This is a genomic window from uncultured Roseibium sp. (assembly GCF_947499295.1).
GTDB lineage: Bacteria > Pseudomonadota > Alphaproteobacteria > Rhizobiales > Stappiaceae > Roseibium.
In genome coordinates this window covers 56,206-75,162 of sequence record NZ_CANMNP010000007.1, presented here as the reverse complement: position 1 = coordinate 75,162, position 18,957 = coordinate 56,206, and the positions used below count along the sequence as shown (strand labels likewise).

General features: G+C 54.9%; 18 protein-coding genes and 3 tRNA genes. All 21 read left to right on the top strand.

Annotation, left to right across the window (positions count from 1 at the left end):
* The first annotated feature begins 78 nt into the window (after nt 1-78).
* The 21 genes from lon (at nt 79) to nuoK (ending at nt 18,955) form a co-directional block, all read left to right on the top strand.
* Entirely contained in the window at nt 79-2,508 is a 2,430-nt protein-coding gene (gene lon, locus Q0835_RS12830) for an endopeptidase La (protein ID WP_298820481.1), read from the top strand.
* A 187-nt stretch (nt 2,509-2,695) separates the two neighbouring features.
* Nucleotides 2,696-2,971 (top strand): HU family DNA-binding protein, encoded by a 276-nt coding sequence (locus Q0835_RS12825; RefSeq protein WP_152501572.1) that lies wholly within the window; start codon nt 2,696-2,698, stop codon nt 2,969-2,971.
* Between the two features lie 155 nt (nt 2,972-3,126).
* Entirely contained in the window at nt 3,127-3,783 is a 657-nt protein-coding gene (locus Q0835_RS12820) for a hypothetical protein (protein ID WP_298961730.1), read from the top strand.
* A 229-nt stretch (nt 3,784-4,012) separates the two neighbouring features.
* Nucleotides 4,013-4,088, top strand: a tRNA-Val gene (locus Q0835_RS12815).
* A gap of 339 nt (nt 4,089-4,427) precedes the next feature.
* Nucleotides 4,428-6,086, top strand: a complete 1,659-nt coding sequence (locus tag Q0835_RS12810) for a Na/Pi cotransporter family protein (RefSeq protein WP_298961727.1) — start codon at nt 4,428-4,430, stop codon at nt 6,084-6,086.
* A 286-nt stretch (nt 6,087-6,372) separates the two neighbouring features.
* Nucleotides 6,373-6,449, top strand: a tRNA-Asp gene (locus Q0835_RS12805).
* Nucleotides 6,450-6,509: 60 nt separating this feature from the next.
* Nucleotides 6,510-6,586: transfer RNA gene (locus tag Q0835_RS12800), tRNA-Asp, on the top strand.
* A 509-nt stretch (nt 6,587-7,095) separates the two neighbouring features.
* Nucleotides 7,096-7,461, top strand: coding sequence for an NADH-quinone oxidoreductase subunit A (locus Q0835_RS12795; protein ID WP_152501575.1), 366 nt, complete (start codon nt 7,096-7,098; stop codon nt 7,459-7,461).
* Complete coding sequence (locus Q0835_RS12790; RefSeq protein WP_298961725.1) at nt 7,452-8,030, top strand: NADH-quinone oxidoreductase subunit B; 579 nt, start codon at nt 7,452-7,454, stop codon at nt 8,028-8,030. The genes Q0835_RS12795 and Q0835_RS12790 overlap by 10 nt, the downstream gene beginning before the upstream one ends.
* Nucleotides 8,031-8,122: 92 nt before the next feature.
* Complete coding sequence (locus tag Q0835_RS12785; protein WP_298820489.1) at nt 8,123-8,728, top strand: NADH-quinone oxidoreductase subunit C; 606 nt, start codon at nt 8,123-8,125, stop codon at nt 8,726-8,728.
* Between the two features lie 14 nt (nt 8,729-8,742).
* Nucleotides 8,743-9,186, top strand: a complete 444-nt coding sequence (locus Q0835_RS12780; protein ID WP_298820491.1) for a GFA family protein — start codon at nt 8,743-8,745, stop codon at nt 9,184-9,186.
* The gene (locus tag Q0835_RS12775) at nt 9,179-10,363 is read left to right on the top strand and encodes an NADH-quinone oxidoreductase subunit D (protein WP_298820493.1); all 1,185 of its coding nucleotides are present in this window, start codon (nt 9,179-9,181) and stop codon (nt 10,361-10,363) included. Before Q0835_RS12780 ends, Q0835_RS12775 begins: the two co-directional genes overlap by 8 nt.
* Nucleotides 10,364-10,366: 3 nt before the next feature.
* Complete coding sequence (locus Q0835_RS12770; protein WP_298820495.1) at nt 10,367-11,362, top strand: FkbM family methyltransferase; 996 nt, start codon at nt 10,367-10,369, stop codon at nt 11,360-11,362.
* 14 nt (nt 11,363-11,376) lie between these two features.
* Nucleotides 11,377-12,627 carry an NADH-quinone oxidoreductase subunit E gene (locus Q0835_RS12765; RefSeq protein ID WP_298961722.1) on the top strand — a complete coding sequence of 417 codons (1,251 nt, stop codon included), beginning with the start codon at nt 11,377-11,379 and terminating at the stop codon, nt 12,625-12,627.
* A gap of 9 nt (nt 12,628-12,636) precedes the next feature.
* Nucleotides 12,637-13,938 (top strand): NADH-quinone oxidoreductase subunit NuoF, encoded by a 1,302-nt coding sequence (nuoF, locus tag Q0835_RS12760; protein ID WP_298961719.1) that lies wholly within the window; start codon nt 12,637-12,639, stop codon nt 13,936-13,938.
* 26 nt (nt 13,939-13,964) lie between these two features.
* Complete coding sequence (gene nuoG, locus Q0835_RS12755) at nt 13,965-16,028, top strand: NADH-quinone oxidoreductase subunit NuoG (protein ID WP_298961716.1); 2,064 nt, start codon at nt 13,965-13,967, stop codon at nt 16,026-16,028.
* A gap of 16 nt (nt 16,029-16,044) precedes the next feature.
* Nucleotides 16,045-17,103: an NADH-quinone oxidoreductase subunit NuoH gene (nuoH, locus tag Q0835_RS12750; protein WP_298961713.1), complete on the top strand. Its 1,059-nt coding sequence runs from the start codon at nt 16,045-16,047 to the stop codon at nt 17,101-17,103.
* Nucleotides 17,100-17,336, top strand: a complete 237-nt coding sequence (locus Q0835_RS12745; RefSeq protein ID WP_298820503.1) for a hypothetical protein — start codon at nt 17,100-17,102, stop codon at nt 17,334-17,336. Before nuoH ends, Q0835_RS12745 begins: the two co-directional genes overlap by 4 nt.
* A 20-nt stretch (nt 17,337-17,356) precedes the next feature.
* Nucleotides 17,357-17,845 (top strand): NADH-quinone oxidoreductase subunit NuoI, encoded by a 489-nt coding sequence (nuoI, locus tag Q0835_RS12740; protein WP_298820505.1) that lies wholly within the window; start codon nt 17,357-17,359, stop codon nt 17,843-17,845.
* Nucleotides 17,846-17,935: 90 nt separating this feature from the next.
* Complete coding sequence (locus tag Q0835_RS12735) at nt 17,936-18,550, top strand: NADH-quinone oxidoreductase subunit J (RefSeq protein WP_298820506.1); 615 nt, start codon at nt 17,936-17,938, stop codon at nt 18,548-18,550.
* A gap of 96 nt (nt 18,551-18,646) precedes the next feature.
* Nucleotides 18,647-18,955: an NADH-quinone oxidoreductase subunit NuoK gene (gene nuoK / locus Q0835_RS12730; RefSeq protein WP_094070939.1), complete on the top strand. Its 309-nt coding sequence runs from the start codon at nt 18,647-18,649 to the stop codon at nt 18,953-18,955.
* Nucleotides 18,956-18,957 lie beyond the last annotated feature (2 nt).

Below are 18,957 nucleotides of genomic sequence, written 5' to 3'. Positions count from 1 at the left end.
TGGATCCGAAAGCCGTTTTCCAGTGTTCTGGCTGCCTTTTAATGAGTGGGGCCGGGACACGCTGAGAAAGGAAAAAAAATGAGCGACGCAGAAATCCGCGCTACAGATCCGGACAGCACGGCTGTCTATCCAGTCCTGCCCCTGCGCGACATTGTCGTCTTCCCGCATATGATCGTGCCGCTGTTTGTCGGCCGCGAGAAGTCGATCAAGGCGCTCGAAGAGGTCATGACCACCGACAAGCACATTCTGCTGGCGACCCAGATGAATGCAGCTGATGACGATCCGAATCCGGATCAGATCTACAATGTCGGTACGCTCGCAACCGTGCTCCAATTGCTGAAACTGCCTGACAACACCGTCAAGGTGCTAGTTGAAGGCGGTGCTCGCGCACAGATCGGAGACTATTCTGATCGCACGGACTATTTCGAGGCAACCGCAACAGTGCTGCCGGAGCGCGATGGTGAGAACATCGAAGTCGAAGCTCTTGCTCGTTCAGTTGTTTCCGAGTTCGAGAACTATGTGAAGCTGAACAAAAAGGTTTCGCCGGAAGTACTCGGTGCGGTCAATCAGATCGACGACTATTCAAAGCTGGCCGACACCATTGCGTCGCATCTGGCTATCAAGATTCCTGAAAAGCAGGAAATTCTCGGTGTTGTTTCCGTCGCGGAGCGCCTTGAACGCGTTCTTGGCATGATGGAAAGCGAAATTTCCGTTCTTCAGGTCGAAAAGCGCATCCGTTCGCGGGTCAAGCGGCAGATGGAGAAGACACAGCGCGAGTACTATCTGAATGAGCAGATGAAAGCCATTCAGAAGGAACTTGGCGACAGCGAGGACGGCCGCGACGAGGTTGCCGAACTTGAGGAAAAGATCAAGAAGACGAAGCTCACCAAGGAAGCGCGTGAGCGGGCTGCTGCCGAGATCAAGAAACTCAAGCAGATGAGCCCGATGTCCGCTGAAGCGACGGTCGTGCGCAACTATCTCGACTGGCTGATCGGCATTCCCTGGAACAAGAAATCCAAGGTCAAACACGACCTGGCGCTTGCCGAAAAGGTGCTCGACACCGACCACTACGGTCTCGACAAGGTCAAAGAGCGGATCGTTGAGTATCTTGCGGTACAGAGCCGGGCCAACAAGTTGCGAGGTCCGATCTTGTGCCTGGTGGGTCCTCCAGGCGTTGGTAAAACGTCCCTGGGCAAGTCTATTGCCAAGGCAACTGGACGTGAATTCGTTCGCATGTCGCTTGGTGGCGTTCGTGATGAAGCCGAAATTCGGGGTCACCGTCGCACCTATATCGGCTCGATGCCCGGCAAGGTCATCCAGTCGATGAAGAAGGCAAAGAAGTCCAATCCACTGTTCCTTCTCGACGAGATCGACAAGATGGGTATGGACTTCCGCGGCGACCCGTCTTCAGCTTTGCTCGAGGTTCTTGATCCGGAGCAAAACTCTTCGTTCATGGATCACTATCTTGAGGTTGAATACGATCTTTCTGATGTGATGTTCGTGACCACGGCCAATACGCTGAACATTCCCGGTCCGCTGATGGACCGTATGGAGATCATCCGTATTGCCGGCTACACGGAAGAGGAGAAGGTGGAAATCTGCCGCCGTCACCTCATTCCTAAGGCGGAAAAGGATCACGGCCTGAGGGACGGTGAGTTCTCCATCGAGGACGATGCTTTGCAGTTCGTCGTGCGTCGTTATACGCGGGAAGCTGGTGTACGTAACCTTGAGCGCGAAATGGCGACCCTTGCCCGTAAGGCGGTCAAGGACATCCTGATGAGTGACAAGGAAAGCGTCACCGTTACGCCTGAGGTCGTCGAAGACTATCTCGGTGTTCCACGGTTCCGCTATGGCGAAGTCGAACTGGAAGATCAGGTTGGTGTTGTCACTGGTCTGGCCTGGACAGAAGTCGGCGGTGAGCTGCTTACCATCGAAGGCGTGATGATGCCGGGCAAAGGCAAGATGACCGTAACCGGCAATCTGAAAGAGGTGATGAAGGAATCGATTTCAGCGGCGGCGTCCTATGTCCGTTCCCGTGCGATCGATTACGGTATTGAACCGCCGACCTTCGACAAGAAGGACATTCACGTTCACGTGCCTGAAGGTGCGACACCGAAAGATGGTCCTTCCGCCGGCATCGGGATGGCGACAGCCGTAATTTCCACAATGACTGGAATTCCGGTTCGCCGCGATGTTGCCATGACCGGTGAGATCACGCTTCGTGGACGGATCCTGCCGATCGGCGGCCTGAAGGAAAAACTGCTCGCTGCACTACGTGGCGGTATCAAGCTTGTCATGATCCCGGAAGACAACGCCAAAGACTTGGCTGACATTCCAGACTCGGTCAAAAACTCGCTTGAAATCATCCCGGTTTCCGGAATGGAGGAAGTGTTGAAAAATGCTCTGACTCGACTTCCGGAGCCCATCGAATGGGATGAGACAGCTGCAAACGCTGCAGCCAAGGCGAGTGAAAAAGAAGAAGACGCGTCCGGAATTTTGGCTCACTAAGAGCCATTTTGCACCGCACAAAACGTCTAGCCCCGGGTCAACCGGGGCTTTTCTTTTGAATAATCGGTAGAAATGGCTGTTTTCTGCGAAAAAACCTCTTGCGTTTCGCGTCAAATCGCACGAATTTCGCGCAACGGCGCTGACAGGAATCGTCGGCACTCTGCCGTTTCTTAGAAAGGTATCTGCTATGAATAAGAACGATCTGATCGCAGCTGTTGCAGAAAAGACTGGCCTCACCAAAGCGCAGGCAGGCGAAGCAGTTGACGCAACTTTTGATGCAGTCACAGAAACGCTGAAAAGCGGTGACGAAGTCCGCATCATCGGCTTTGGTAACTTCACGGTTTCTGCTCGTGCTGCAACCGAAGGCCGGAACCCGCGGACTGGCGAAACGATCCAGATCCCGGCTTCTAAGACGCCGAAGTTCAAGGCTGGTAAAGGCCTGAAAGACGCTGTGAACTCTTAATCGTTCCAGACCGATTTCAATTGACCCCGGGCTTGCGATTGCAGGGCCGGGGTTTTTTGTGGCAATAATATCAATCTATGAGTGTTTATCTTTGAATTGCCTGTTTAGATCTACCATTTCCCCGGCGAAGCGGAACTCCTCACACGGAGGGAGCCATGACACTTCAAGCACTGATAAGCCGCCGTCAACGTGCATTATTTGAAGCCTGGGTTCGCAATCCGCTTGTCCAGGTGCAGGTGGAGCATCCTGAATGGTTAGGTCGCCTTGTCTTTCTTGATGAATATGATGACAGCATCGAACCTGAGCGGGCAGGGCGCAGGAGCCTGAAGAATGTGGCCATCGTCCGCAAGCCGGGGAACCCGGATGAAAACGCATGTGTCTGGGTCAGGGCAGGATATTCTTCCTATCAGAAGGCATGGCTGGCTTTCGTGAATCAGGTCTACGGTATCAATGCCACCAGCGCCGACCTGGCGGGTTACAACATCGATCATTTGCTGAACAAGGCGCGAAGTCCCAACAAGGCAGGGTTCATTCGTATTGAGGCAATCAACGATGCGGTCAATCAGGCCTGGGGAGGTCTGTTTGAGCGCGCAGCGAGCAACCCGGAGTTTTCGGCAAATCAAAACAGGCTCAGGCGGACAATGTCGTGGATCATTGCCGCCAAACTAATGAATCAACCACCGCCAAAGGGTCCGAACGATCAACAGGGAATCGCGAGGCTTGTGCAATTCTTCAATCGAAACGGCCTTGCTGCCGACAATCCTCAGCGCGGCCTGACGGATATGTTGCAGTTTGCCTACCGGTTTCGATAGCTGATTTTCATGCCGCTCAGTTGAGACGCTGCGTCTGCCGGAACTCAAAGCTCCTGAATCCGTTTGCCTTGTCTGGCGGTTTAGCGCCTCTTGTGGCGTGATATCTGCACAGGTTCGACAAAGCCGGTTTGAAGCGGTCATCCACAAGTATGGCAGGGATTGCGAATTTCTTAGAATTAGGACTTGCCAAGAAAGTGGCGACAACCTAAAAGGCGTCTCACCTCGTTGAGGGCGATTAGCTCAGTTGGTAGAGCGCTTCGTTTACACCGAAGATGTCGGGAGTTCGAGTCTCTCATCGCCCACCATTTTCTTTCCCAAATTCAAAGACTTTGCCTTGTGCCGTGATGCTTCGCGTTTCGGTTCTTCATTCGTTTTTTGTTCAGTCACCCAATTTCTGGTCGGTGCAGGGACTGCCTGATTTTTCGCGAACAGATGCGATCTTGTAAAACTGCGCTAACAAAAAAATTGAATGAAACTCGATTGAGCTTCTGATCGCAGCTTCAAGGACTTGGCTGCAGTCCAGCACCTACTTCGGATGCAATATAAGCACTGAGTGCACTTTTTTGCTTGTTTTTCGCCGTGTTTGGTTTCTATAAATTTTACCGGCTAACAAAAAAACATCGAAAAATTAGAAGTTTAATTAGATGGCGATAGTCCTTTTTATCAAGATTTTGGGATCAGTTATGCTGCTCCTTTATGCGGTGCGCATGGTGAGGACCGGTTTTGAACGGGTGTCTGGCCCCGCACTCAAGCGCACCATCATCAAAGCCGCATCTGGCCGGGTAGCCGGGGCCCTGTCCGGGATGGCGGTGGCAATCCTGCTGCAAAGTGCAACGGCGGTTGCGGTGCTCGCGGCGAGCTTTGCAACTTCCGGCATCCTTTCTACGGCTGCAGGGCTAGCGGTCCTGCTTGGTGCCGATCTCGGATCGTCTCTCGTCGTGCAGTTCCTGGTATTTGACCTCAGCTGGCTGGTTCCACTGCTATTGGCGATCGGGGGGTGGTTGTTCCTGAAAGTTGAGTCTCGAACCACAAAACATGCAGGACGGATCCTGATCGGCATAGCACTTGTGTTGATCTCGCTTCAGTTGATTGGGGAATCGACGGCGCCTTTGAAAGAAGCTCAGTTCATGCCGCATGTTGCCGAATATCTGGCCGGTGATGCTTCAACAGCATTGGTGCTTGGAGCGGTGCTTGCGTTTCTGATTCATTCCAGTGTGGCTGCGGTATTGATGATTGCCGCCTTCGTTCAAAATGCAGGTTTGCCGTTGGAGGCGGCCGTACCGCTGGTTCTTGGCGCGAACGTCGGAGCAGGGGGTGTGGCACTCTGGTTGACCCGCGGTATGGATCGAAAAGCCCGGCTGATGCCGCTTGGAAATCTGATCTTCAGGGCCGGCGGCGCCTTGATTGCCATGCTGTTAGTCGCATCCATCCCCCTGCCTTTGGAAACGTTGAGCAGTGATCCAGCGCAACAGATCGTAGCGGTGCATATCTTGTTCAATCTCCTACTGGTTCTGACCTGTCTGCCGTTGACCGGGCCAGTTGCCAGACTGACCGAGCGGTTGATGCCCTCGAAAGAGCGGGGAGCCGGCACCAACGAGACCGTCGTCAAAAGTGCTCTGGATCAGCGGGTTGTCCATGTCCCCAGGCTGGCACTTGCCAGTGCGACCCGGGAGCTGTTGCGCATGGGGGAGCTGGTTGAGTTCATGACCCGGCCAGTGATGATGATGCTTGAAAATGGCGATCAACAGGAAATCAAGCGTCTTCAGGCGATGGATAAGAACGTCAACAGGATACACTCCGACATCAAGCTCTATATTGCGGAGGTTAACCGCGGTGAATTGACCTCGGCGGAGGCGGAGCGGAGCATGGAGCTGGCAAGTTTTGCCATTAATTTGGAACGTGCCGGCGACCTGGTGTCAAAAAACCTTTTGGAACGGGCGGTTGAGCTGAAGGAAAATGGGATCAAATTTTCCAGGGATGGGCGGGTTGAGCTTGAAAACTTGCATGACCGTGTCTTGGCCAACATGCAGCTGGCGCTTAACGTGCTTGTTTCCAGTGATGTTGCTTCAGCGCGCGAACTGATCGCCGAGAAAGACAGGATGCGTCAATTGGAGCGGGAATGTCATGATCGACATCTGGGCAGGTTGAAATCGAGGACGCCGGAAAGCATCGATTCAAGCAGCGTCCACATGGAAGTCGTGCGCAGCCTCAAGGAAATCAATTCGCTCTATGCCACTGTGGCAGTACCGATCCTGGCTTTGGAGGGACAATTGAGGGACAGCCGTCTAGTCCCTGCGGAATAAAGCCACCTTGTTGATAAGACTGATCCAATTCGCGCTAATTGCCGACGCAGCATGGCGAAGGCGTCAGGTTCCAAATTCATTTTGCCGGTGTAGTTCCTATACCGTGTCGACTTGTTGATCGGGGACGAGTTATCCACACTGAAGGACGGCTTCTTTGATGCGGAAAAACCGAGTTGTCTGCGGCTTTGTCAAAAAAGGCAATTTGGATGCGTCAGTGCGCTTGACTTCGCTTTCCAGCCGCCGTACATCAGCGCCACTTCACGGCAACACTGCGTTGCCGCGCGAAGCGGGTGTAGCTCAGTTGGTTAGAGTGCCGGCCTGTCACGCCGGAGGTCGCGGGTTCGAGCCCCGTCACTCGCGCCACTTCTCACTAAGATGCAAGAGTGTATCTTGAAAGAAGAGGCGCAAATATACCGTGATTGTGCGGGTGTAGCTCAGTTGGTTAGAGTGCCGGCCTGTCACGCCGGAGGTCGCGGGTTCGAGCCCCGTCACTCGCGCCACTCACGGTTCCCGAACTTGTTCCCAAGTTGAAAAATGACGAATGGATTAACCGCGCATACGGCCAACCGGACACGGCCCGATTTTTGTCGGTTGGGCCTGAATGTTGCGTATAGGTTCGCATAAAAGTAATCGACAGCGTCAGCTTCTTCAAATTGTTACGGTTTTGGGTCTTCCCTTGTTTTTGAATTGCGATTCTATTCAAGGGGTGGAAATCCGGCTCGGGTGCGTCATAATCCCGCGCAGCCTGTGTAAAGATTTTGCGGTTGCACAAACTGGCTGAAACAAAGGAGTTGGCAGGGGTCGTTTGGAAATTGGCTCATATGTGGCAAGAGTTTGACCCGCAGGGGGTCTTGCGTTGCACCAAGCCGTAAGTTAAGCGTGCGCTCGCATGTTGGTTTCATTAAGCTGACGGGCTCTGCGCGACCAGCCGGCTTTATGAGGCCAAGAGGTGCAGCCCCGGCTCCGGATCGCCTCTCGATCCGCCTCCATATGCAAGGACGCGAAAGACATGGAAGAACTCTTGCGGGAATATGTCCCGATCGTCGTGTTCATCGGCATTGCACTGGTGATCGGCCTTGCCTTGCTGATTTCACCGTTTCTACTGGCCTACAAAAACCCGGATCCGGAAAAATTGTCGGCCTATGAGTGCGGTTTCAACGCGTTCGACGATGCGCGCATGAAATTCGACGTGCGTTTCTATCTGGTCTCGATCCTCTTCATCATTTTCGATCTTGAAGTTGCCTTCCTGTTTCCCTGGGCTGTCGTATTCGGTGACCTCGGCTGGTACGGGTTTTGGTCGATGATGGTCTTTCTCGGCGTCCTGACTGTCGGATTTATCTACGAATGGAAAAAAGGAGCGCTGGAATGGGATTGACCACTACCGATCCGCTCGTCGCTCCCAAACCCAAGGGCATTATTAACCCGAACACCGGTAAACCGATCGGTGAGGACGACGCGTTTTTCCTTGAGGTCAACAATGAGCTGGCCGACAAGGGCTTCCTCGTAACGTCGACGGACAACCTTATTCAGTGGGCCCGCACGGGCTCTTTGATGTGGATGACCTTTGGTCTTGCGTGCTGCGCTGTTGAAATGATGCAGATGTCCATGCCGCGCTACGACGCGGAACGTTTCGGATTTGCTCCGCGTGCTTCTCCGCGCCAGTCAGACGTGATGATTGTGGCCGGAACGTTGACCAACAAAATGGCTCCTGCGCTTCGCAAGGTCTACGATCAGATGCCTGAGCCGCGATACGTGATTTCGATGGGCTCATGTGCGAACGGTGGCGGCTACTACCACTATTCCTATTCAGTGGTTCGCGGATGTGACCGGGTCGTGCCAGTCGACATTTACGTTCCAGGGTGCCCGCCGACGGCAGAAGCGCTTCTTTACGGTGTGATGCTGCTGCAAAAGAAAATTCGCCGTACGGGCACTATCGAGAGATAAGGGTTTTACCGCCTGAATCGGCGGAGAATTCAAAGGATTGGCGCTTGCAGGCGCGTTAAAAGGAAGGCTCCGAGGGAGTGAGGGCGAACACCATGGACGAGACTTTGAAGGAACTCGCTGAGCACGTCGAGCTTGGTCTTGGCGAGTCTCTCGTGTCCTGGAAGGCGGAATTCGGTGAATTGACGCTGAGCGTGAATGCGACCGACATTCTGGATGTGGTTCGCTTTTTGCGTGACAACGCCTCGTGCAAATTCGTCAATCTGACCGACATTTGCGGCGTCGACTATCCGGAGCGTGAGAAACGCTTTGATGTTGTCTATCACTTCCTGTCACCGGTTCAGAACCAGCGCATCCGCGTGAAAATCGCGACCGACGAGACGACAGCCGTGGCTTCATTGACATCGCTTTTTCCGGGAGCGGAATGGTTCGAGCGCGAAGCTTACGACATGTATGGAATTCTTTTCTCTGGCCATCCGGATCTGCGGCGCATCCTAACCGATTACGGCTTTGACGGGCATCCGCTACGCAAGGATTTCCCTGTGACCGGCTTCGTTGAAGTGCGCTATGACGACCAGAAAAAACGTGTCGTCTATGAACCTGTTCGACTGAACCAGGAAATGCGTTCCTTTGATTTTCTCTCGCCTTGGGAAGGTACCGACTATGTGCTGCCCGGCGATGAGAAAGCGACAACCAACTGATCGGCGGGGCGGGGATGAGCGAGCGGCTTTCTGGTGGATGTCTTTGCGGGGCAGTGCGGTTCAGTGCGCAGCCCGACAACGGCGAAATGGGCGTTTGCCATTGCGGCATGTGCCGGCGCTGGACAGGCGGGTCATTCATGGCCGTTGGCTGCGGCCCCATGAGCAGCGTTGAAATTGAAGGCGGAGACGCTCTCAGCATCTATAAAGCGTCAGACTATGCTGAACGGGTGTTTTGCTCGAAATGTGGTTCGACATTGATGTGGCGCATGGCGGATGGCTCCCATGTCAGTTTTTCTGCGCAAGCCTTTGACGACCCGTCTCAATTCAAATTCACCACGGAGATCTTCGTGGACGAACAGCCGGCCAACTACGCGTTTGCAAACGAGACGCGCAAAATGACCGGCCCTGAAGTATTTGCGTACTACACGCAGCAAATGCAGGAACCTCAAAATGGCTGAGGCTCAGGTCCGTAACTTCAACATCAATTTCGGGCCCCAGCACCCGGCAGCCCACGGCGTTTTGCGTCTGGTTCTGGAGCTGGACGGCGAGGTTGTGACACGTGTCGATCCGCATATCGGGCTTCTCCACCGGGGCACCGAAAAGCTGATTGAACAGAAAACCTATCTGCAGGCCATTCCTTATTTCGACCGTCTCGACTACGTAGCGCCGATGAACCAGGAGCACGCCTTTGCATTGGGCGTCGAGAAGCTTCTTGGCATCGCGGTTCCAAAACGCGGACAGCTTATCCGGGTGCTTTATTCGGAAATCGGACGCTTGCTGTCGCACCTTTTGAACGTCACGACGCAAGCTCTCGATGTCGGCGCTCTGACGCCGCCACTTTGGGGATTTGAACCGCGCGAAGAGCTTATGGTTTTTTACGAGCGTGCCTGCGGGGCCCGCATGCATGCAGCCTATGTGCGGCCTGGCGGTGTTCACCAGGACCTGCCACGGGATCTGCTGGATGATATCTGGGACTTTTGCGATCCGTTTTTGCAGACCTGCGATGACATCGAAGGACTGTTGACCGACAACCGTATTTTCAAGCAACGGAACGTTGACATTGGTGTCGTGGATCTGGACGACGCGTGGGCCTGGGGGTTCTCCGGTGTCATGGTGCGGGGCTCGGGTGCTCCTTGGGATTTGCGCAAATCTCAACCTTATGAGTGCTATTCTGAACTCGACTTCGATATCCCCATCGGAAAGAACGGCGATTGCTATGACCGCTATCTGATTCGCATGGAAGAAATGCGCCAGTCGGTTCGCATCATGAAGCAGTGTCTTGAGAAGCTGACCGTTGAAACAGGTCCCGTGTCGTCGACCGACGGCAAGATCGTTCCTCCTAAACGGGGGGAAATGAAGCGGTCGATGGAAGCGCTCATTCACCACTTCAAGCTCTATACCGAAGGTTACCACGTTCCCGCCGGCGAAGTTTACGCCGCCGTGGAAGCGCCCAAGGGTGAATTCGGTGTCTATCTTGTCGCTGATGGAACGAACAAACCTTACCGCTGCAAGATCAAGGCGCCGGGATATGCGCACTTGCAGGCGATGGATTTCCTTTGCAAGGGCCACATGCTTGCCGACGTTTCTGCGGTTCTCGGTTCCATGGACATCGTGTTCGGCGAGGTAGACCGCTAGATCATGACCCTGGCCGGAAACTCCATTGTTGTTGATTGGCGCACCGGTGCGATTTCAAACGCATCGTCTGTCGAGCGCGCCGGCCTTACTGCGATGAGCATTGCGGCCAGGGCACTTGCGCCTCTTAACAGTCGTGGCATTTCCTATGTGGCCAAACTGGTCAGCAAAGCTCTGCCCAGTCAAAAAGACATCCGCCTCGTGCTGGACGAGGACCTAGAGTTCGCGTTCCCTTATGGGGATGCTTATTGGAGCCGCCTTTTGAAGCCCTTGAGCCTCTATGAAGAGGAAATCGAAGCGCTCCTGCTGACATTTAGCGATCTTGACTACGCGTTCATCGATTGCGGTGCGAACTACGGGTATTGGTCGGCAAAGGTTACCAGCAGACGGTTTGGCAAGCGCCAGACTGCTGCTGTTGAGCTCGATCCGGTTAATTTTGAACGGCTGTGCGAGAATGCCGTTCTGAACGATAACCGGTTCATTTGCATCAATCGGGCGGTGTTCGACAAGGACGGAGAAGTCCTGAATTTCTTCGGCCGCAAGCATGAGGCCAGATCGCTGGTCGATCAGCAGGTTTCAGGACACGCGCTTGGTGACGTCGAGACGATAACTCTGGACAAAATACTTGAAGAAGCCGGGCTTGAGGATCACTCGACGATAGTCTTGAAGCTCGACGTTGAAGGAAGCGAGATTGAAGCTCTGAAAGGAGCAAGCAATCTGCTGCAGAAAGACGTTCTGATAATCTATGAAGACCATGGCGCCGATCGGAGTCATTCGGTTTCCAAGTACCTTTCCGAGGAATGTGGCATGCGGCTGTTTGGCTACAATGCTGATCGTTTCTTCGAATTGGGCGCGGTTTTGGAGCTTGACGGCCTGAAGCGCGACCGCCGTAAAGGATATGATTTTTTTGCGACACAAAGCCGATTCTGGATGGATCGTCTCGCCGGCCTGGTGGCCGGTCAGGCGCAAACCGGAGACGGTAGTGTGGCCATCGCGCAGTAAACGGGGATAACACCATGGCAGTTCGCCGACTTGCCGCGGAACAACCAGAAAGCTTTGTGTTCACCGAGAAAAATCTCGCGTGGGCCAATAAGCTTATCGACCGCTACCCGGCCGGACGTCAGGCCTCCGCGGTCATTCCGGTTTTGTGGCGTGCACAGGAGCAAAATGACGGTTGGGTGAGTGAGCCGGCTATTCGCTATATTGCGGAGCTGCTCGACATGCCCAAGATCCGTGTTCTGGAAGTCGCCACATTCTACACGATGTTCCAGCTGCAGCCGGTCGGAAAGAAAGCCCATATCCAGGTTTGCGGTACCACGCCCTGTCAGCTGCGCGGTTCAGAAGACTTAATCAAGATTTGCAAGTCCCGCATTGCCAAGCATATGCACGAGATTTCAGAGGACGGCATGTTCTCTTGGGAAGAAGTCGAGTGTCTTGGTGCTTGCGTAAACGCCCCCATGGTTCAGATCTTCAAGGACACTTATGAGGATCTGACGCCCGACAGTTTCAACAAGTTGCTTGATGATATTTCCGAAGGGCATGAAGTCACGCCCGGACCGCAGAACGGCCGGCGTTTTGCAATGGCTGAAGGTGAGCAGACGTCTCTAACCGACATTGAGGACACGAGTAAAGGGGCATTGCCCGTTGCTCATGTCGTTGATGGAGCTGAGAAGGCATCCCACGACTTCGCCGGCGCTTCGATCAACGTCGGCGGAAACGACTATGATGGCGTGCCAACGCCTGCTGAAGATGCGGTTGCCAAAGTGAAGGCAGCATTTGCCGCTAAGGCAGAGAAAAAGCCTGACACATCGGCAGCGGCTCCTGAGGCAAAGAAATCAGCAGCTCCTGCTGAGAAGAAAGCCGACACGAAAGAAATTGAGAAGGCAGAGAAGCCGGCCAGCAAAGCAGCTGCACCAAAGTCCGCCGTAAAACCGAAGGCGGAGAAGGAGGCGGCTGCGGTTGAAGAGAAAGCGCCGGAGACGCTGACCGAGGCCCGTGGCGGTAAACCTGACGATCTGAAGAAATTGAAGGGCGTCGGACCGAAACTGGAAGCAACGCTGCATGATCTCGGGTTCTTCCATTTCGACCAGGTTGCGAACTGGGGACCTGCTGAAGTCGCATGGGTGGATAGCAGATTGAAGTTCAAGGGTCGTATCGAACGCGACGGCTGGATTGAACAGGCCAAGATCCTGGCGTCCGGTGAAGACACAGAATTTTCCAAGCGCGTGGAAGCCGGTGATGTGGCCTCCTCCAAGAGCGAAGACTAGGGGGTCGAGATGCTGAAAGATCAGGATCGGATCTTCACCAATATCTACGGTTTGCACGACTGGGGCCTGCAAGGTGCGAAAAAGCGGGGCCAATGGGACAATACCAAGGCTCTGCTCGACAAGGGTCGTGACTGGATCGTGCAGGAAATGAAAGATTCGGGTCTGCGCGGTCGTGGCGGTGCGGGTTTCCCAACCGGATTGAAGTGGTCCTTCATGCCGAAGGAGTCCGATGGACGTCCGGCTTATCTTGTTGTGAACGCAGACGAATCGGAACCTGGAACCTGCAAAGACCGCGAAATACTCCGGCATGATCCGCATACTCTTGTTGAGGGCTGCCTTGTTGCCGGTTTCGCAATGGGTGCCATTGCCGCTTACATCTATGTGCGCGGTGAGTTCATCCGGGAACGTGAGCGTCTACAGGCCGCCATCGATCAGGCGTATGACGATGGCCTGATCGGCAAAAACAACAAGAACGGATATGATTTTGATATCTACGTTCACCATGGGGCCGGCGCCTATATTTGTGGTGAAGAGACTGCTCTGCTGGAGAGCCTTGAGGGCAAGAAAGGCCAACCAAGGCTGAAACCGCCATTTCCGGCCAATGTTGGGCTCTATGGCTGCCCGACAACGGTGAACAATGTGGAATCGATAGCAGTTGCCCCGACGATCCTGCGTCGCGGCGCAGCCTGGTTTTCAGCACTCGGACGTCCGAACAACACTGGCACGAAGCTTTTCTGTGTGTCCGGTCACGTCAATAAACCGGCGACTTTCGAAGAGGAACTTGGCGTTCCCTTTGACGAGATGATCGACAAGCATTGCGGAGGCATTCGCGGCGGCTGGGATAATCTGCTGGCAGTCATTCCGGGCGGGTCTTCGGTGCCGTGCTGTACGGCTGAACAGATCAAGGAAGCGCCCATGGACTTCGATACATTGCGTGGCATGGGATCGGGGCTTGGCACTGCCGCAGTGATCGTCATGGACAAGTCCACCGACATCATCAGGGCGATCGCAAGGCTGTCCTACTTCTACAAGCATGAGAGTTGCGGACAGTGCACTCCGTGCCGTGAAGGAACGGGGTGGATGTGGCGCGTCATGGAACGCATGGTCAAGGGCGAATCTTCCTATGAGGAGATCGACATGCTGTTCAAAGTGACCAAGCAGGTCGAAGGCCACACCATTTGTGCCCTCGGGGATGCGGCCGCGTGGCCGATCCAGGGTTTGATCAAGAATTTCCGGCCGGTCATCGAACAGCGTATCGACGACTATGTCGCCAAGTCGAAGTCGTCTTCGACCATGGTGGCGGCTGAGTAAGCGGAACGGGATTTGGAGAGCAACGGATGACGAAGCTCATCATCGACGGCAAGGAAGTGGAAGTCCCGGCGGACTACACGCTGCTTCAGGCCTGTGAAGAGGCGGGCGCCGAGGTTCCGCGCTTTTGTTACCATGATCGATTGTCGATCGCGGGCAACTGCCGCATGTGCCTGGTGGAAGTGAAGGGTGGACCGCCCAAGCCGACAGCATCCTGCGCCATGGGCGTGAAGGATCTGCGCCCCGGTCCGAACGGCGAGCCCCCTGTGGTCGACACCAAATCGGAAATGGTCAAGAAGGCACGCGAAGGGGTGATGGAGTTTCTCCTTATCAATCACCCACTCGATTGCCCGATCTGCGACCAGGGCGGTGAGTGCGACTTGCAGGATCAGGCGATGGCCTACGGGGTCGACGGCTCCCGTTTCCATGAAAACAAACGCGCAGTTGAGAACAAGGAAATCGGGCCACTGATCAAGACGATCATGACCCGGTGCATCCATTGCACACGCTGCGTTCGTTACACGACCGAGGTGTGCGGCGTAACGGATATGGGCCTGATTGGCCGCGGCGAGGATGCGGAAATCACCACATATCTCGAAGCGGCCCTTTCGTCTGAGATGCAGGGCAATGTTGCCGATCTCTGTCCGGTTGGCGCGCTTACGCACAAGCCTTACGAGTTTCATGCCCGTCCGTGGGAATTGACGAAGACGGAAAGTGTCGACGTCATGGACGCGGTCGGCTCGGCCATTCGGGTCGACACCCGGGGCAAGGAAGTCATGCGGGTGATGCCGCGCCTGAACGAAGAGATCAACGAAGAGTGGATTTCCGACAAGGCGCGCTACATCTGGGACGGCTTGAAAACACAACGTCTCGACCGGCCCTACGCCAAGGTGGACGGCAAACTGCAGCCGGTTTCCTGGAATGAAGCTTTCCAGATCATTGCTGAAAAGGTAAAAGCAACCTCCGCCGACAGGATTGGATCGCTGGCTGGGCAGCTGGCAGGCGTTGAAGACATGTTTGCCCTGAAAAGCCTGATGGAAAAGCTTAGTGTAGCCAATATCGACAGCCGTTTCCCGGGGTCACCGCTGCATCCAAAGAACGGACGAGCCAGCTATATTTTCAATTCCACGATTCAGGGGATTGAAGAAGCTGATGCGATCATGCTGATCGGCACCAATCCGCGTCAGGAAGCACCGGTTCTGAACGCCCGCATCCGCAAGCGTTGGTCCCAGGGCAACATCAATATCGGCTTGATCGGCGAAAATGCGGATCTGACCTACCCGGTGACCTATCTTGGTGCGGGACCCGAAAGCCTGAAACAATTCGTCGATCATGCGCCAGCAAATGCTGAACGCCCGATCTTCATTGTTGGGCAGGGTGCTCTCAATCGGCCGGACGGCGAGGCTGTCTTTGCCAACATCGTTGCTGCCGCCAAGTCGCTCGGTGTGATCAAGGACGGCTGGAACGGCCTCAATATCTTGCACACTGAAGCCTCCCAGGTCGGCGCATTGGATCTTGGTTTTGTTCCTGGAGAAGGTGGCAAGGATACGGGTGGAATGCTCGAGCAGGACGCGATGGATGTTCTGTTCCTGCTGGGTGTCGACGAAGTTGAAGTTCCCGAAGGTGCATTCGTTGTCTATCAGGGCACACATGGCGACCGTGGAGCGCATCGTGCGGACGTGATCCTGCCTGGCGCGGCCTACACTGAAAAGTCCGCGATCTATGTGAATACCGAAGGACGTGTTCAGCTCGCCGATAGAGCCGCATTCCCTCCCGGTGATGCACGAGAAGACTGGGCGATACTGCGAGCGCTTTCCGGGCATCTTGGCCAGACGCTTGAGTTCGATTCGCTGAGCGAATTGCGCGCAAAACTGTTTGAGGCTGTGCCGCATATGGCGAGTATCGACACGATTGAAGAAGGCGATGCCGCCGGTCTTCAGAAGCTGGCCAACGCCAAGGCCAAAATGGATGGTGCCGGATTTGCCAATCAGATCCGGGACTTTTATCTGACCAACCCGATCGCGCGTGCCTCTAAGGTGATGGCCGAGTGTTCGGCGCTCGCAATAACGCGAGCGGCAGAAGCTGCTGAATAAGGGGCAGGGGACCGATATGGCTGAGTTCATGACGACCTACGGTTGGCCGTTCCTCTGGATGGCATTCCAGAGCGTTCTGCTGATGGTCGTGCTTCTGGTGATTGTTGCCTACGTTCTATACGCGGACCGGAAAATCTGGGCAGCCGTGCAAATTCGCCGCGGTCCAAATGTTGTCGGACCCTGGGGACTGTTTCAGAGTTTCGCCGACCTTCTCAAATTCGTGCTGAAGGAGCCTGTTATTCCGGCAGGATCGAACAAGATTCTGTTTCTGCTGGCACCGCTCGTTTCCGTACTTCTGGCACTTGCCGCCTGGTCTGTGATACCGGTGGCCGATGGGTGGGTAATCGCCAACATCAATATTGGCGTGCTATTCGTCTTTGCCGTGTCTTCGCTTGAGGTTTACGGCGTTATCATTGGCGGGTGGGCATCCAACTCCAAGTATCCATTCCTGTCTGCGCTGCGCTCGGCCGCGCAAATGGTCTCATACGAAGTTTCTATCGGCTTTGTCATTGTCACCGTCCTCTTGTGCGCCGGAACGTTGAACCTGTCTGGTATCGTTCATGCACAGGAGATTGGCCTGGCGACCATGCTGGGCGTGCCTTGGCTGTCTTTCCTGAATTGGTATTGGCTGCCGCTGTTCCCGATGTTCGTCGTCTTCTTCATCTCCGCCCTTGCTGAAACCAACCGGCCTCCGTTCGATCTTGCTGAAGCAGAATCGGAGCTTGTTGCCGGCTTCATGGTTGAATACGGCTCCACCCCGTACATGATGTTCATGCTTGGTGAATATGTCGCGATCTGTCTGATGTGCGCATTGATGACCATCTTTTTCATGGGTGGCTGGCTTCCGCCGTTGGATTTTGCCCCGTTCACGTGGGTACCAGGCGTCGTCTGGTTTATTTTGAAGTGTCTGCTGGGCTTCTTCATGTTCGCTATGGTGAAGGCAATGGTGCCGCGTTACCGCTATGACCAGTTGATGCGTCTGGGTTGGAAAGTATTCCTGCCGCTGTCTTTGGCGATGGTTGTTGTTGTCGCCGCTGTATTGATGGTCATGGGCTGGGCACCGGGCGCAGCGTGAGTATCTCGATCGCCGGCCTTGTCGGTGCCGCTGTTGGACTTTACATCGGCTGGCTCGATTGGAAGATCCTGAAGGGCATACTTCAGGCGAGCGAGACGAAAAACAGACAAGCCGGCGGCGACGGTGGCGCTGTTGCAAAGTACAAGGCGCTTTTGGGCGCTCTGATTTTTGGTGTTCCGGTGATCGGCTTCCCGATCGTCGGGTATTGGGCCGCCAGCGCGCTGGCAGGTTGAGGAAAGAGAGGCTAAAAGCGATGGGACTTAGTCAATCCGTCAAATCGCTGTTTCTGCAGGAGTTCGTGTCTGCCTTCATTCTGGCAATGCGTTACTTCTTCAAGCCGAAGCCGACGATCAATTACCCTTTCGAGAAGGGGCCAATCAGCCCGCGTTTCCGAGGGGAGCACGCCCTGCGCCGATATCCGAATGGCGAGGAACGGTGTATTGCCTGCAAACTTTGTGAGGCGATCTGTCCGGCTCAGGCCATAACGATCGAAGCGGGTCCGCGTCGCAACGACGGAACGCGCCGGACGACGCGTTACGACATCGACATGGTCAAGTGCATCTATTGTGGCTTCTGCCAGGAAGCCTGTCCGGTGGATGCGATCGTCGAAGGACCGAATTTCGAATTCGCAACGGAAACGCGCGAAGAGCTCTACTATGACAAGGAAAAGCTTCTCGCCAACGGTGACCGTTGGGAGCGCGAAATCGCTCGCAACATTGAAATGGACGCTCCTTACCGCTAGGAGCTAACCGCACATACCGATATTCGCCCGGCAATCCGGCCGGGCTCCGCATTTCCGGCCGAAAGGCCACACCACAGGCAGGTCTTTGAAATGATCCTGAAAGCCCTCTTTTTCTACCTGTTTGCCGGCGTCACAGTGGCGTCAGCATTCATGGTGATCGCGTCCCGAAATCCGGTGACGTCGGTTCTGTTTCTGATCCTGGCCTTTGTGAATTCTGCCGGTCTGTTCATTTTGCTGGGCGCTGAATATCTGGCGTTGCTGCTGGTGGTTGTCTATGTGGGGGCGGTCGCAGTTCTGTTCCTCTTCGTTGTGATGATGCTCGATGTCGACTTCGTCGAGTTGCGCCAGGGTTTCCTGCAGTATCTGCCCGTCGGGGCGCTGGTCGGACTTATCCTGATGGTTGAGCTTCTGATGGGTGTGGGCGCATGGATCATCGCGCCCGAGATTTTGGGGCACGGATCCGAGCCGACCCCTGCCTTGAGCCAAATGAGCAATATCGAAGCACTCGGCTCGGTGCTTTACACGAAGTACATCTATTTCTTCCAGGTCGCGGGCCTGGTCCTGCTTGTGGCAATGATCGGGGCAATCGTTCTGACATTGCGTCACAAGCCAAATGTCAAACGCCAGAGCATTCCGGATCAGGTGGCGCGGAACCGAGAAACCGCCATTGAGGTGCGGAAAGTTGAGCCTGGCAAAGGCATCTGACGCGTAACTCGCGTCACACGAGAATGTCCGGAAACCAGCACGCTCCTCCGTGCGGTTTCTGGTTGGGGTAATCGAGGGGAGCACGGCGAGGCGCCCATGGAAATCGGTCTGTCGCACTATCTGTCGGTCGCGGCGATCCTGTTCACAATCGGGATTTTCGGGATCTTCCTGAACAGGAAAAACGTGATTGTCATCTTGATGTCCATCGAGCTGCTGCTGCTGTCGGTGAACATCAACTTTGTCGCCTTTTCGTCGTTCCTCGGCGACATGATGGGGCAGGTCTTTACTATGCTGGTTCTCACCGTGGCTGCTGCCGAAGCGGCAATCGGTCTGGCGATCCTGGTGGTCTTCCACCGGAACCGCGGCTCTATCGCCGTGGAAGACGTCAACGTGATGAAAGGTTAGGA

Coding starts and splice junctions, on each gene's coding strand:
- nuoF (WP_298961719.1), top strand. CDS start 12,637: ATGCTGAAAGATCAGGATCGGATCTTCACCAATATCTACGGTTTGCAC.
- Q0835_RS12790 (WP_298961725.1), top strand. CDS start 7,452: ATGGGATTGACCACTACCGATCCGCTCGTCGCTCCCAAACCCAAGGGC.
- nuoI (WP_298820505.1), top strand. CDS start 17,357: ATGGGACTTAGTCAATCCGTCAAATCGCTGTTTCTGCAGGAGTTCGTG.
- nuoK (WP_094070939.1), top strand. CDS start 18,647: ATGGAAATCGGTCTGTCGCACTATCTGTCGGTCGCGGCGATCCTGTTC.
- Q0835_RS12765 (WP_298961722.1), top strand. CDS start 11,377: ATGGCAGTTCGCCGACTTGCCGCGGAACAACCAGAAAGCTTTGTGTTC.
- Q0835_RS12785 (WP_298820489.1), top strand. CDS start 8,123: ATGGACGAGACTTTGAAGGAACTCGCTGAGCACGTCGAGCTTGGTCTT.
- Q0835_RS12735 (WP_298820506.1), top strand. CDS start 17,936: ATGATCCTGAAAGCCCTCTTTTTCTACCTGTTTGCCGGCGTCACAGTG.
- nuoG (WP_298961716.1), top strand. CDS start 13,965: ATGACGAAGCTCATCATCGACGGCAAGGAAGTGGAAGTCCCGGCGGAC.
- Q0835_RS12795 (WP_152501575.1), top strand. CDS start 7,096: ATGGAAGAACTCTTGCGGGAATATGTCCCGATCGTCGTGTTCATCGGC.
- Q0835_RS12775 (WP_298820493.1), top strand. CDS start 9,179: ATGGCTGAGGCTCAGGTCCGTAACTTCAACATCAATTTCGGGCCCCAG.
- Q0835_RS12825 (WP_152501572.1), top strand. CDS start 2,696: ATGAATAAGAACGATCTGATCGCAGCTGTTGCAGAAAAGACTGGCCTC.
- Q0835_RS12770 (WP_298820495.1), top strand. CDS start 10,367: ATGACCCTGGCCGGAAACTCCATTGTTGTTGATTGGCGCACCGGTGCG.
- Q0835_RS12820 (WP_298961730.1), top strand. CDS start 3,127: ATGACACTTCAAGCACTGATAAGCCGCCGTCAACGTGCATTATTTGAA.
- lon (WP_298820481.1), top strand. CDS start 79: ATGAGCGACGCAGAAATCCGCGCTACAGATCCGGACAGCACGGCTGTC.
- Q0835_RS12780 (WP_298820491.1), top strand. CDS start 8,743: ATGAGCGAGCGGCTTTCTGGTGGATGTCTTTGCGGGGCAGTGCGGTTC.
- Q0835_RS12810 (WP_298961727.1), top strand. CDS start 4,428: ATGGCGATAGTCCTTTTTATCAAGATTTTGGGATCAGTTATGCTGCTC.
- nuoH (WP_298961713.1), top strand. CDS start 16,045: ATGGCTGAGTTCATGACGACCTACGGTTGGCCGTTCCTCTGGATGGCA.